The organism is Blastomonas natatoria, from assembly GCF_003201955.1.
Taxonomy (GTDB): domain Bacteria; phylum Pseudomonadota; class Alphaproteobacteria; order Sphingomonadales; family Sphingomonadaceae; genus Blastomonas; species Blastomonas natatoria.
Genome location: NZ_QJJM01000029.1, coordinates 1 through 12,929, shown reverse-complemented (window position 1 = coordinate 12,929; position 12,929 = coordinate 1). Strand labels below are relative to the sequence as shown.

Genomic DNA, 12,929 nt, shown 5'->3' with positions numbered 1-12,929 from the left:
GGCGTCACCTCAAGGTTTGTGCGCCAGACAACGATTTGGCAGACATAATGCGAACATCGGCTAATTAGCGAGCTTGAGGCGCGACATGGGATCGTTGAGCTGGCGGAATTCACCGCCAGGCGGACGCTCCGCCTGCCCTCAAAGGCAGCCGCCGGGCAGGCTACGCCGCGGGGTACGATGCTACTGACATGGCCAAGCCTTCGCTAACGAGCGTTCAGCTCCGGCCACCATATGAACACTCATAAAATAGCTATTCTGCTCCGCCCAGCGTAAATATGCCGCGCGCAGCGCCGATCGGTCATAGCGTGGAGCGCGGCATTCCGCTTTTCGCGCGACGATCATCATGTCGAGCACGCCTTGGAGGTAAGCGCCGCATCGCGGCTCATTCGCTTGACAGCTTACGAACAACGCCGAGCCCGTCGCCGACGCGGGTTCGGTTTGGCCGATCGCACTATCAGGCAGGGCGGCCAAAGCGGCGCATAACAATATCCATCGTCTTGGCCGCATTTTCGTCTCCTATTCCGCAGTATCATTTCGGAAGGGGCGCACGGCCCTCGACGGCCGGCGCCCCGTGCTGATCCATCATTCGCGGCCGAGCACCTGGCCTTCGGGCGTGACGAACAGTTCGATCGTCTTTCCGTCGCTGTTCTTGCCCTTGATTTCATAGAGCGTGCTTCCGTCCGCCTTTCGGGTGACTTGCTCCGCTTTGCTTATTGACGCGAGTTGCGCGCGTGCCGCGTTCATCGCGGCCTCGGGCACCTGAGCAAGCGGGATGTCTCGTTCGCTGTGCTTGCCGATTATCCGGTTTTCGTTCGCCTCGTGGTTTTGCGCGATCGCCACGCCCGCGATCGCCAGCGCGGCCGCGCCCACGCCTGCGACAACAGTGAGAGTTCGTTTGCTAGCCATGTTCCATTCCACTTCCTGCATAAGGGCCGTGGGGTCGGGCGGGCGGCGGTTACGGCCCAATGAGCCGTCGTCCGAGTTCAACTCCTCTGATTGTTCATCCTGTCGAGCGCCGCGCGCAGCCCACGGGCGAGCTTGGCTGCGTCGTCGTTGGCCCAGAAGTGCATGAAGAACAGCCGCGGCTCGTCGTTTAGCATATGATTATGCAGCGCCGTGACCTCGATCCCGTTCGTCCGCAGCACGCGCAGGACCGGATCGACCTCGTTTGCGACAAGTACGAAATCGCCGGTGATGGCGGCTCGGCCGTCCCCGGTTGGCTGAAAGTTGATCGCGGTCGCCGTGCCCATCGTCGGCGGAGTCTCCATATCGCCGTCCATCAGCCGCTCGGCGCGCGGAAAGCTGTATTGGAGGATGCCACCGGCCGTCTTGCCCTCACCGCCCATCAACCGGTTGAGCGCGGCCACATCGAGGTCGAGCCGCGATGCGGCTGCGCTGGCCGAAGGCGATTGCGGCGCGGCGAGCGGGGTCCGACTGGCTGATAGCGCTTGCCGGAGCGCGGCCGCGAGCTTCACCGGGTCGCCGTGGCCGGCAATGTGCATGTACATGGTCGCAGGCGAAGAGCGGAGCAGGTGATTGTGGAGCGCGGTGATCGTAAAACCGCTTGCGAGCAGGCGGCTCAAAACGGGGTTCACCTCGTCGTGGGTCAGCACGAGATCGCCCATCACCATCGCCTCGTCGCCCATCGGCTGAAACGCCGCCCAGGAACCGAGCGCGAGGGAGGGCTTGATCGTCACCCCATCCAGCGTGACGCTCAGGTCCGAACGCGGGAAGCTGTAGCGGTGAACGCCCCCCGGCTGTTCGGCCCCCGCTCGTCCTATCGCCCGGTCGACAGCCGACCAGTCCGGCGCTGCCCATGCCGGGCTTGCCAGCAGGAGGCTGGCGAATCCCAAGGCGATGGTCTTTTTCAGCATAATTGATCCTTCATCAGCGCACTCGACACGGAAAGCCTCACGTCATGCGAGCGCGCCGCCGGCGAGCCGCGACATTGCGCTCCGGTTTCTTTCTTCGGGATAAGCAGTCCTATGCTCATGAGGCTTGTGATGCAACCCTTACACTTGTAGGCTAGTGACGATACAACTATGACAAACACACAAGCTTCCCCTTGGTTGCTCCTGATCCCGCAGCTTCCGGCTAAGCCTGCCTATTTGCGGGTGAAGGTCTGGCGGCGTTTGCAGGCGATCGGGGCCGCGCCGCTCAAGAACGCCGTCCATGCGCTCCCCAATCGCGAGGACACGCGCGCGCTGTTCGAAGAACTGCATCGCGAGATCACCGAAAATGGCGGCGAGGCGCTGATCCTCGAAGCGCGCCTTGTCGGCGGCATGGGCGATGCGGAGCTGCGCGGAGTGTTCGACGCTGCGCGTGACGCCGACTATGAGGAGTTGGCACGCGAGGCGCGCGCGCTGTGTGAGGGCGAGTATGTCGCGGCGGCGGATGTGGGCCGCCTGCGCAAACGCCTGAACGAGGTCGCCGCGATCGACTTTTTCGGTGCGCATGGTCGGCAGGCGGCACAGGCCGCCATCACCGAGGCGGACCGCCGCTCTCACCAACATCCCGATGTGAGCGGCCCCAGTGCGCCCGAGCTGACCCCGGCGGAGCTAAAGCGCCGCGTTTGGGTGACGCGCCGCCATGTCCATGTCGATCGCATCGCGTCCGCCTGGCTCATTCGCCGCTTCATCGACCCCGAGGCGAGCTTCAAGTTCGTCGAGGGCAAAGGATATGTGCCGGAGCCTGACGAACTGAGGTTCGACATGGCGGACGCTGAGTTCACCCACGAAGGCGACCGCTGCTCCTTCGAGACCTTGGTGTTCCGCACCGGTCTCGAGACCGACCCCGCGCTGCGGGCGCTCGGCGAAATTGTTCACGACCTTGATATTGCCGATGCTCGGTTCGAGCGCCCGGAAACTCCGGGAGTGAGCGCGCTTATCGCCGGCATCTGTGCCGGCACCGACGACGACGAGGAGCGGATCGCGCGCGGATCGACCGCGCTCGACGGATTCTATGCTCACTTCACCCGGCGAAAAGAGGACTAAAGATGGAGGCCAGCGCACGCGCTGAAATCGCAGTCGAGACGCTGCACGAGCACGGCATCAGCTTTGGCGAGGCGGTGCGCGTCTGGATCAGGGTCGCGCTGCTCAGCTTCGGCGGACCGGCGGGCCAGATAGCGGTGATGCATCGCATCCTGGTCGAGGAGAAGCGCTGGATGGGCGAGGAGCGGTTCCTCCACGCGCTCAACTATTGCATGCTGCTGCCCGGCCCTGAAGCGCAACAGCTAGCTGTCTATATTGGCTGGTTGCTCCATAAGACCAAGGGCGGCCTGGTCGCGGGCGCGCTATTCGTGCTGCCCGGCTTCCTCGCGATTTTAGGGCTCAGCTATGTCTATGTGCTGCTCGGCGAAGTGCCGCTGGTCGAGGGATTGTTCTTCGGATTGAAGGCCGCCGTGCTGGCGGTGGTGCTACAGGCGGTGGTCCGGGTGGGTTCGCGTGCCTTGAAGAACAACGTCATGCGCGGTTTTGCCGCGCTGGCGTTCGTCGCGATCTTCGTGCTCGACGTGCCCTTCCCGCTGATCGTGCTTGCCGCCGCGCTGATCGGCTTCTTCGGTGGCCGCGCTGGTTACGCCGCATTCAAGGGCGGCGGCGGACATGGTCCCGCCGGCGCTGAGATAGTCCACGACCGCGACACCGCTCTTGGCGAGGGCCTTCCCGACCATGCCCGGCCGAACCTCTCTTGGTCGCTGCGCATCTCCGGCGTCCTGCTGCTGCTCTGGCTCGGGCCGGTCGCAGCGCTGCTGTTCGCGTTCGGCCCCGACGACGTGTTCAGCCGCATCGCCACCTTCTTCAGCCAGATGGCGGTGGTGACCTTCGGCGGCGCCTATGCGGTGCTCGCCTATGTCGCGCAGGAGGCAGTCGAGACCTATGGCTGGCTCCAGCCCGGCGAGATGCTCGACGGGCTCGGCATGGCCGAGACCACGCCCGGGCCGCTGATCATGGTGACGCAGTTCGTCGGCTTTCTGGCAGCCTTCCGCGAGGCCACCGGACTGCCGCCGCTCATCGCCGCGACGTTGGGCGCGATTCTCACCACCTGGGTCACTTTCCTGCCCTGCTTCCTGTGGATCTTCGCCGGCGCGCCGTTCATCGAACGCCTGCGCGGCAACCGCGCATTGTCGGCCGCGCTTTCGGCGATCACCGCCGCAGTGGTGGGTGTCATTCTCAATCTGGCAGTCTGGTTCGGGATTCACACCTTGTTCGGGCAAGTCCGCGAAGTGCCGTTCGCGGCCGGCGCCATCGATCTCCCAGTCCTGACGTCCGTCGACTGGCCCGCGTTAGCGCTGGCGGTGGGTGCGATCCTCGCCATGTTCCGGTTCAAGGCCGGCATGCTGCCGGTGCTCGGCGTCTGCTCCGTCCTCGGGGCCGCATATGTAATGATCATCTGAAGGGAGTGACGTGTGACGATCGACCAATTTTCCCGACGCAGTGCAATCGCAACTCTTGGCATTGGAGCCGCAGCCATGACTATGAACGAAGCCTCGGCGCAGACGCCGACCGCAGCGCCGACGAATGTCCTCGCATTCGCCGGCAATCATCAGATCAAGCCGCTCAGGTTCGATCCCGCCAGGCTCCACGGCCTCTCCGAAAGGCTGATCACATCGCACCACGAGAACAATTATGCCGGCTCGGTCAAGGCGTTGAATATGATCGAAACACGCCTTGCCGCCGCGCTCGCTGACCCGGACCTACCGCCGGTGGTCTATGGCGGCCTCAAGCGCGAGGAGCTGCACCGCACCGGCTCGGTCGTGCTCCATGAAATCTATTTCGACGGGCTGGGCGGCAACGGTCAAGCAGCCGGCTCGATCCGCGACGCGCTGGGCGCGGCGTTCGGCTCGTTCGACCGCTGGGAGACCGACTTCCGCCGCACCGGCATGAGTCTTGCCGGCGGATCAGGTTGGTGCGTGCTCGTCTACAATCTCCACACCCGCTCGCTGCACAACCATTGGGCGTGGGATCATATGCACGGCGCAATCGCCGGCGTGCCGCTGCTGGCGCTCGATATGTACGAGCATAGTTTTCACATGGATTACGGCACCGCCGCCGCCAAATACGTCGACGCCTTCTTCCGCAACATCGACTGGGAAGTGGTCGACCGCCGCTATGCCGCGGCTTTGCGCGGCGGCGGCTGACCCGTCCGCCGAGGATCAACACCCACTTCTGCGCGACACCTGAGTTGGCGACCACAAAGGGGGCAGGTCCGATGGGAGATGCAACAGTGACATCCGGCCCGAACATCGCTCTTCTTTGGCGCGGACAAGCGGCCGAGTGGACGCATCGCTTTCATGAAGCTCGGCAGTGGCCGATCGTTCAAGCCTTGCGGTCGTTCGGGGCGACCACAAGGCCTGTACTGTACAGAGACGAAGCGGTTCGCGACATTCGTGACGAGTTGCTGTCGTTCGACGCGGTGCTGGTCTGGGTGAATCCGTTGGACATTTCAGGCGACCGCTCGGTGCTCGACCCGATGCTGCGCGAAGTCGCGGCGTGCGGCGTTGTCGTCAGCGCGCATCCTGACGTGATCGCCAAAATCGGCGTCAAGGAAGTGCTCTACACAACGCGATCCATGGAATGGGGCAGCGATGTCGATCGATACGTGGACGCTGAAGGCCTTCGCGCTCGTTTCCCCGAACATCTTGCCGCAGGCCCGCGCGTGCTGAAGCCGAACTACGGCAACGGCGGCAGGAATGTATGGCGTGTCCAACTAGACGAAGCGGGAAACGCTCCGGCTTTGAAAACGTCGGTGAAAGTTCAAGAGGCCCGCCAAGGAAGCAAATCGGAGCGCATCAGCCTAGCCGAGTGCTTGGAAAGGTGGGTGCCGTTTCTAAACGACGGCGGCGTGCTGATCGATCAGGCTTATCAGCCGCAGTCGTCCGAGGGCATGGTCCGCTGCTACGTGTGCGGGCACCGAGTGGTTGGCTTTGGGCACAACCTGATCACTGCGCTGATGACGCCAACGGCCATTGATACAACGTCGTCAACCCCACAGCCGATGGGCCGCGCCATGTTCGGACCGGAGGTGACGCGCTTCGCAGCCTTACGGAAAGCGATGGAGGATCGCTGGATTCCAGAGATGCAAAGGTTGCTGTCGATCGCCGACCACGATCTTCCGCTTCTTTGGGACGCCGACTTCCTATTTCGCCCTGGTGAAGCCATCAGCGATGGCTCCTATGCGCTTTGCGAGATCAATGCTAGTTCGGTTGCACCATTTCCGCCAAGCGCCGTCCAGCCAGTCGCCGCAGCGGCAATCGGTCGCGCTCTTGCCATTCGTTTGACGAAGGAGACCTCCAATCCTCATTGATATGATTCAAGCAATTCAAGAGACGTGACATTGGTCGTATCAATCAGACAAGCCTAAGGGTGAGCGAGGCTGGGTGAAACCGGCTCAGGTGGCAGCGCGGAGATACTGGTAGAGGGTTTCGCGACTGATCCCCAGGTCACGGGCGATGACGGCCTTGCGCTCGCCGTCATCAACACGGCGGTGCAGCTCGGCGACCATTTCGTCGGAGAGGGAACGTTTCCGCCCGCGATAAGCACCGCGTTGTCTGGCGACCGCAATGCCTTCGCGCTGCCGCTCCCGGATCAGGGCGCGCTCGAATTCGGCGAACGCACCCATGACCGAGAGCATCAGGTTGGCCATCGGGGAATCCTCGCCCGAGAAGGCCAGGCTTTCCTTCACGAACTCGATCCGGACGCCTCTTTTGGTGAGGGACTGAACCAGTTTGCGCAGATCGTCGAGATTACGCGCCAATCGATCCATGCTGTGGACCACGACGGTGTCACCCTCGCGGGCGAAGGCGAGCATGGCATCGAGTTCGGGGCGGTTGATGTCCTTGCCCGATGCCTTGTCGGTGAAAATCCGGTCGAGCGACTGCCCGTCCAACTGGCGATCGACATTCTGATCGAATGTGCTCACCCGGACGTAACCGATCCTCTGGCCTTTCATCGCCGCCTCCGGTCAAAATGTCAGGTTGAATTCTATGACACGGCGGAACATGCGTCAATAAATGCTTGCCATAACCCTATCCTGACAGAAACCGCCGCTGCATCCTGACGTCCGGTTAGGCTATACTCCAAGCTGACATCACAAAATCAAATCCCTCAAAGATGGCGTCAATTGCCTTGATGGGGTAAAAACTGGAGTGCTTCCAGGATGGGACATTCGGCAACGTCATCTCCAGTGCATCTGGCTAACGTGGTCGCCAGCGTCACCTCTATCTTCTGCAAATCTGCAATGCGGCGGCGGACATCTTCAAGGTGGAGTTCGGTTCTCGCCATAACCTCCGCGCAGGTTTGTGCACCGGTATCGGTGAGCGACAACAATGACCGTATCTCATCCATTGCATAGCCAAGGTCGCGCGCGCGCAGGATGAACTGCAACCTTTGCACCAGTTCCGGCGAATAGACGCGGTAGCCGTTGGAACTGCGAGGCGGCCCCGGCAGCAATCCCACCTTCTCGTAATAGCGGATGGTTTCGAGATTGCAGCCTGTTTTCCGGGCAAGCTGGGCACGCAAGATGCCGACCTGTTGCTCCATGAAAATACCTCTTGAGTCTGTAGTGGCTACAGAGCCTACATTGCGAATCACTCAGTTGGAACAAGGGATTCAAGCCATGGTCTCAACGCCGGAAGCGGGACAGCCAGCCCTCACCGAAAACCACGAGCCGAAGCAGGCAAACTGGGTTGCGGCGGGCGCATTGATCGGCGCGGGGCTCGCCTCGGCTTGCTGCGTCGTCCCGCTACTGTTGGTTATGCTCGGAATTTCCGGCGCGTGGATCGCCAACCTGACGGCGCTCGAACCTTACAAGCCCTATGTCGCAGGCGTAACGCTCGCGCTGCTCGGCTACGGCTTCTGGCATGTCTATTTCAAGCCGAAACCGCCCTGTGAAGACGGTTCCTACTGCGCTCGTCCACAATCGGCTTGGACCACCAAGGCGGTGCTGTGGCTGGGCCTTGCCGTCGCCATCCTGGCGCTCACCATCGACTGGTGGGCACCCTGGTTCTATTGAAAGGAAATACCCATGAAAAAGACAGTATGTATCGCTATGGCCGTGCTGGCTATGGCTGGCGGCGGGGTCGCCTATGCAGTTAGTGGCACGGCGCAAGATCGCCCCGCGGCTACCGCAACCGCTCAGAAGCAAACCACCTTTGCCATAGAGAACATGACCTGCGCCACCTGCCCGATCACCGTGAAGAAGGCGATGGAAGGCGTCGCCGGGGTAACGGCGGTCACGGTCGATTTCGCAGCCAAGACCGCGCGCGCAACCTATAACCCGCGCCGCACCAATGCTGCTGCGATTGCCGCTGCATCAACCAACGCGGGTTATCCGGCGCGCGCTATTCAAAACTGAGCGGGGCGCCGCCAGCGCCTCAAGAAAGCGATAAGCAATGAACGACTGTTGCAACCGCCCCGGGCAGGAAGGATTTGACGTGGCCGTCATCGGCGCGGGTTCTGCCGGGTTCTCCGCCGCGATCGCCGCTGCCGATCTGGGCGCGAAAGTGGCGCTCGTCGGTCACGGCACGATTGGCGGCACCTGTGTCAATGTTGGCTGCGTTCCTTCCAAGACGCTGATCCGCGCCGCCGAAGCGGTGCATGGTGGGCTTGCCGCCGCGCGCTTTCCCGGCCTTGGGGGCGCTGTCCAGATGGATGACTGGTCCGTATTGGCGGCGTCGAAGGACGATCTTGTCACGACGCTGCGCCAAAAAAAATATGTCGATCTGCTGCCCGCCTATGACGGTGTGAGCTATATCGAGGGCAAGGCACGCTTTGCCGATGGTGCGCTGATTGTCGGCGATGCGCCCATGAAGGTCGGCAAGGTCATATTGGCGATGGGTGCGCACGCCGCCGTGCCGCCGATTCCGGGGATGGACAGCGTGCCCTACCTAACCAGCACATCGGCGCTGGCGCTGGATCGCTTGCCCAAATCGCTGCTGGTGATCGGTGGCGGGGTGATCGGGGTAGAACTGGGACAGATGTTTTCGCGTCTGGGCGTTGATGTCACCATCTGCTGCCGAAGCCGCCTGCTCCCCGAAATGGACCCGGAAGTGAGTGCCGCGCTGAAAAACTATTTGGAAGCCGAGGGCGTGCGGGTTTGCGCAGGTGTCGGCTATCAGCGTATCGCCCAAACACAGAGCGGGGTCGAATTGACCTGCGAGGGGCATTGTGACACCGTCGCGGCGGAACAGGTGCTCATCGCCACCGGACGCCGACCCAATAGCGACGGGCTTGGGCTGGAGGAGCGCGGCATAGTGCTTGCCCGTAATGGTGGAATCGTCGTCGATGACCACCTCGAAACGTCGGTTCCAGGCATTTACGCGGCGGGCGATGTAACGGGACGGGACCAGTTCGTCTACATGGCCGCCTATGGCGCAAAACTGGCCGCGCGCAACGCGGTGACGGGCAACCAATACCGCTACGACAATTCCTCCATGCCATCCGTCGTCTTCACCGACCCGCAAGTCGCCAGCGCCGGCCTCACTGAAACGACAGCACGGGCGCAAGGCCTGGACATCAAGGTTTCGCTGCTCCCGCTCGATGCTGTGCCAAGGGCACTGGCAGCACGCGATACGCGGGGTCTCATCAAACTGATTGCCGACAAGGCGAACGACCGTTTGCTGGGCGGCCAGATCATGGCACCCGAAGGCGCGGATTCGATCCAGACACTGGTGCTGGCGATCAAACACGGCATGACCACCCTGGAATTGGGTGCAACGATATTTCCTTACCTGACCACTGTGGAAGGCCTCAAACTGGCGGCCCAAACGTTTGATAAGGATGTCGCCAAACTGTCTTGCTGCGCCGGGTGATTGCTCGGGGATCAACCGGCAACGAATGGCCTCCCTCCAGTGCAAGCCGCTTTGGTGTCAATTTTGTTATTCGCCTCAGCGGGAGAGCAAAATGGCACGACGCCGACTTCTGACCGGAGACGAGCGCCGGCGCCTGTTCGATCCTCCTGTCCAAGAAACCGCGATCATTGGGCATTATACCCTTTCTGCGGAAGATGTTGAATTGGTTGGGCGCCGCTATGGTCCAGCAAATCGCCTCGGTCTGGCTGCACAAATCGCTTTGATGCGACATCCCGGCTTTGGTCTGCAACCCGAGATCGGGCTTCCCGACGTCATTCTTCAGTACCTCGCGGCACAGTTATTCGTCGATCCTTCCTCCTTCTCTGCATATGGTCAGCGCGCGCAAACCCGTACCGATCATGCCGATCTCGTGGCGCGTTATCTTGGCATACGCCCGTTTCGACGTGGCGACCTGGCACTTGCCCTGAATCTTGCCGCGCAAGCCGCCGAGTATACAGACAGAGGTGAACCGATTGTTCGCGCCCTCATGGTTGGCCTGAAGGGTGAGCGGTTCATTCTTCCGTCAGGCGACACACTGGAACGCGCCGGTCTTGCTGGCCGGGCACGCGCACGCAAAGCTGCCGCAGCCGCAATCGTCGAAGGCCTCAGCTCTGCTGAACTGACACGGCTAGACGAACTCGTAATCAACAACCCGGATTTCGGCATGACACCGCTGGCGTGGTTGCGTAATTTCGAAGAAGCCCCGACTGCGGCCAATATCAATGGCTTGCTTGAGCGCCTGCGCTATGTTCGCGGCATAGGTATCCACCCGGTAGTTGGGGGCGCCATTCCGGAATTCCGCTTTGCCCAATTTGTCCGCGAGGGCGGCGTGGCACCGGCATTCCTGCTTTCGGATTACAGCGTCAATCGCAGGCGGGCGACGTTGACGGCCGCAGTGATCGACCTTGAGGCCAGACTTGCCGATGCCGCGATCCAAATGTTTGACCGACTTATCGGCGGCATGTTCACGCGCGCGCGGCGTGGGCGCGAGCGTCGCTACCAAGATAGTATTCAGTCGGTGGGGCAACTCATGCGGCTGTTTGGCGCCACGATTACAGCACTTGATGAGGCTGTCCAGAATGGCGGCGATCCGCTCGAATTGATTGACGAAGCGGTGGGCTGGCACCGGCTTGTTGCGGCAAAGGCCCAAGTAGATGCCCTTGCTGATCTTGCCGGCGAGGACGCACTGGTAACGGCAACCGAGCGTTACGCCACGCTACGGCGTTTCAGCCCGGCATTTCTGGACGCCTTCACCTTCAAGGCGTCTGGAACAGGGACGGCACTGATCAAAGCCATCGATGTCATTCGCGATGCGAACACACGAAAGTCGCGCGACCTTCCCGATGGCGTTCCACTGCCATTCCCCAATCGGCAGTGGAAGCGTCTCATCACCGAAAGCGGCCGTATCGACCGCCGACGTTATGAAATTGCGATCATGGCAACCTTGCGTGATCGTTTGCGCGCCGGTGATGTATGGATCGAGGGAACCCGCAACTATCAGCGCTTCGATGCCTATTTGCTGGGTCGGCGCGACGCCGCCAAAGTGGCGGATGTGCTTCCGTTCGATTCAAATGCTGCATCCTACCTCGCTGACCGGGCACGAAATCTTGACTGGCGGCTGCGCCGATTTGCCAAGCAGTTGAAAACAAACAAGCTTGAGGGAGTGTCGCTCGAACGAGACCGGCTCAAGCTTCAGCAAATGCCGCCTGTCACCCCACCGGAAGCTGAAGCCCTCGATCGCAAGCTCGATACCCTGCTTCCCCGCGTGCGCATCACCGAGCTGCTGCTTGAAGTCGCCGAACGCACTGGTTTTTTGAACGCATTCCGTGACCTGCGCTCAGGCAAGGAGCACGACAACCCCAGCACGGTACTCGCCGCAATTCTGGCTGATGGCACCAACCTCGGGCTGGAGCGGATGGCCAATGCCAGCGAAGGCGTCAGCTATGCCCAACTCGCATGGACCCACAACTGGTATCTTTCACCCGAGAACTATCAGGCCGCGCTGGCCATGATCATCTCAGCCCATCACGAATTACCCTTCGCGCGGCATTGGGGCGCTGGCACCAGTTCGTCGTCCGATGGCCAGTTCTTCCGGTCGGGGCGGAGCCGTTCAGGGGCGGCGGACGTCAATGCCAAATATGGCGCCGAACCTGGCGTGAAAATCTATTCTCACCTTTCCGATCACTTCGCATCATTCGGATCACGGATCATGTCCGCGACGGCAGGTGAAGCGCCTTACGTGCTCGACGGGCTTGTCCTGGGCGCCGGCAACCTTCCGTTGCATGAGCACTATACCGATACCGGCGGCGCCACCGATCATGTTTTCGCACTCTGCCACCTACTCGGGTTCCGCTTCGCGCCCCGGCTGCGCGATATTGGCGACCGCAAGCTGGGTTCGATCGCTGCGCCATCGACATACAAGGGCATCGAAAATCTGATGGGCCGCACCATCAAAACGGCAGCGATCGAGGCCGATTGGGATGACATCGTCAGGATTGTCGCCTCAATCAAGGATGGCACGGTGGCGCCGTCAGTAATCTTGCGAAAACTTGCCGCCTACAAACGCCAGAACAGGCTGGATTTTGCATTGGCTGAACTGGGCCGTATCGAGCGCACTTTGTTCACGCTCGATTGGCTTGAACAACCGGAACTGCGACGTGCCTGTCAGGCCGGTCTCAACAAAGGCGAGGCGAGGCACACGCTTGCCGCCGCCATCTATACCAACCGGCAGGGTCGGTTCACCGATCGCTCGCTGGAAAATCAGGAATTTCGCGCATCTGGGCTGAACCTGCTGATTGCGGCGATTTCCTACTGGAACACGGTCTATCTCGACCGGGCCGCCCAGCACCTCAACGCTGTCGGCACGACGTTCGATGCGGCACTGCTTGCGCACCTTTCTCCGATGGGCTGGGCGCACATCAGTCTGACCGGCGATTACCTCTGGGAGCAGGCCAGGCGACTTCCAGCAGGTGAATTCCACCCACTCAACGAGCCAATGGCGCGGTTGAAGCGTGTAGCGTAGCCCATGTTCCGCTTATGTCCGAGAAATCGTTGTCTGGCGAACAAAGCTTGAGGTGACGCC

General features: G+C 61.6%; 13 protein-coding genes. 8 read left to right on the top strand and 5 right to left on the bottom strand.

The features are described from left to right. Positions 1-180 precede the first annotated feature (180 nt). From C7451_RS20535 to C7451_RS19135, 3 genes are all read right to left on the bottom strand, one after another. A complete protein-coding gene (locus C7451_RS20535; RefSeq protein WP_223178489.1) occupies positions 181-507 on the bottom strand; it encodes a Rap1a/Tai family immunity protein in 327 nt (108 codons plus the stop codon). A 75-nt stretch (positions 508-582) separates the two neighbouring features. Continuing rightward, positions 583-987: a PepSY domain-containing protein gene (locus C7451_RS19140; RefSeq protein ID WP_228165648.1), complete on the bottom strand. Its 405-nt coding sequence runs from the start codon at positions 985-987 to the stop codon at positions 583-585. Further along, a complete protein-coding gene (locus tag C7451_RS19135) occupies positions 984-1,874 on the bottom strand; it encodes a DUF1259 domain-containing protein (RefSeq protein WP_008603797.1) in 891 nt (296 codons plus the stop codon). The genes C7451_RS19140 and C7451_RS19135 overlap by 4 nt, the downstream gene beginning before the upstream one ends. A gap of 240 nt (positions 1,875-2,114) precedes the next feature. Between C7451_RS19135 and C7451_RS19130 the strand changes: the two genes are divergently transcribed. The 4 genes from C7451_RS19130 to C7451_RS19115 all read left to right on the top strand — a co-directional run bounded on the left by C7451_RS19130 (position 2,115) and on the right by C7451_RS19115 (position 6,303). Then, on the top strand, positions 2,115-2,993 hold the full coding sequence (locus C7451_RS19130; protein WP_244182034.1) for a chromate resistance protein ChrB domain-containing protein: 879 nt from the start codon (positions 2,115-2,117) through the stop codon (positions 2,991-2,993). Between the two features lie 2 nt (positions 2,994-2,995). Next, entirely contained in the window at positions 2,996-4,393 is a 1,398-nt protein-coding gene (gene chrA, locus C7451_RS19125) for a chromate efflux transporter (protein ID WP_110300446.1), read from the top strand. A 75-nt stretch (positions 4,394-4,468) separates the two neighbouring features. After that, a complete protein-coding gene (locus C7451_RS19120; RefSeq protein WP_171007877.1) occupies positions 4,469-5,137 on the top strand; it encodes a superoxide dismutase in 669 nt (222 codons plus the stop codon). Positions 5,138-5,208: 71 nt separating this feature from the next. Then, positions 5,209-6,303 carry a Cj0069 family protein gene (locus C7451_RS19115; protein ID WP_137776362.1) on the top strand — a complete coding sequence of 365 codons (1,095 nt, stop codon included), beginning with the start codon at positions 5,209-5,211 and terminating at the stop codon, positions 6,301-6,303. 84 nt (positions 6,304-6,387) lie between these two features. Here C7451_RS19115 and C7451_RS19110 read toward each other — a convergent pair whose 3' ends face one another. Together C7451_RS19110 and C7451_RS19105 are read right to left on the bottom strand one after the other, a co-directional pair. Then, positions 6,388-6,948, bottom strand: a complete 561-nt coding sequence (locus C7451_RS19110) for a recombinase family protein (protein WP_017184234.1) — start codon at positions 6,946-6,948, stop codon at positions 6,388-6,390. Between the two features lie 167 nt (positions 6,949-7,115). Beyond that, a complete protein-coding gene (locus tag C7451_RS19105; RefSeq protein WP_014072603.1) occupies positions 7,116-7,538 on the bottom strand; it encodes a MerR family transcriptional regulator in 423 nt (140 codons plus the stop codon). A gap of 76 nt (positions 7,539-7,614) precedes the next feature. Here C7451_RS19105 and C7451_RS19100 point away from each other — a divergent pair, with 76 nt between their 5' ends. The 4 genes from C7451_RS19100 (at position 7,615) to C7451_RS19085 (ending at position 12,869) form a co-directional block, all read left to right on the top strand. Beyond that, positions 7,615-8,010, top strand: coding sequence for a mercuric transporter MerT family protein (locus C7451_RS19100; protein ID WP_014072602.1), 396 nt, complete (start codon positions 7,615-7,617; stop codon positions 8,008-8,010). 12 nt (positions 8,011-8,022) lie between these two features. After that, entirely contained in the window at positions 8,023-8,352 is a 330-nt protein-coding gene (locus C7451_RS19095; protein ID WP_004213249.1) for a heavy-metal-associated domain-containing protein, read from the top strand. 79 nt (positions 8,353-8,431) lie between these two features. Continuing rightward, a complete protein-coding gene (gene merA, locus C7451_RS19090) occupies positions 8,432-9,808 on the top strand; it encodes a mercury(II) reductase (protein ID WP_021222959.1) in 1,377 nt (458 codons plus the stop codon). A 91-nt stretch (positions 9,809-9,899) separates the two neighbouring features. Beyond that, positions 9,900-12,869: a Tn3 family transposase gene (locus C7451_RS19085; protein ID WP_014072601.1), complete on the top strand. Its 2,970-nt coding sequence runs from the start codon at positions 9,900-9,902 to the stop codon at positions 12,867-12,869. Positions 12,870-12,929 lie beyond the last annotated feature (60 nt).

Coding starts and splice junctions, on each gene's coding strand:
- C7451_RS20535 (WP_223178489.1), bottom strand. CDS start 507: ATGCGGCCAAGACGATGGATATTGTTATGCGCCGCTTTGGCCGCCCTG.
- C7451_RS19135 (WP_008603797.1), bottom strand. CDS start 1,874: ATGCTGAAAAAGACCATCGCCTTGGGATTCGCCAGCCTCCTGCTGGCA.
- chrA (WP_110300446.1), top strand. CDS start 2,996: ATGGAGGCCAGCGCACGCGCTGAAATCGCAGTCGAGACGCTGCACGAG.
- C7451_RS19120 (WP_171007877.1), top strand. CDS start 4,469: ATGACTATGAACGAAGCCTCGGCGCAGACGCCGACCGCAGCGCCGACG.
- C7451_RS19115 (WP_137776362.1), top strand. CDS start 5,209: ATGGGAGATGCAACAGTGACATCCGGCCCGAACATCGCTCTTCTTTGG.
- C7451_RS19110 (WP_017184234.1), bottom strand. CDS start 6,948: ATGAAAGGCCAGAGGATCGGTTACGTCCGGGTGAGCACATTCGATCAG.
- C7451_RS19105 (WP_014072603.1), bottom strand. CDS start 7,538: ATGGAGCAACAGGTCGGCATCTTGCGTGCCCAGCTTGCCCGGAAAACA.
- C7451_RS19100 (WP_014072602.1), top strand. CDS start 7,615: ATGGTCTCAACGCCGGAAGCGGGACAGCCAGCCCTCACCGAAAACCAC.
- C7451_RS19095 (WP_004213249.1), top strand. CDS start 8,023: ATGAAAAAGACAGTATGTATCGCTATGGCCGTGCTGGCTATGGCTGGC.
- C7451_RS19085 (WP_014072601.1), top strand. CDS start 9,900: ATGGCACGACGCCGACTTCTGACCGGAGACGAGCGCCGGCGCCTGTTC.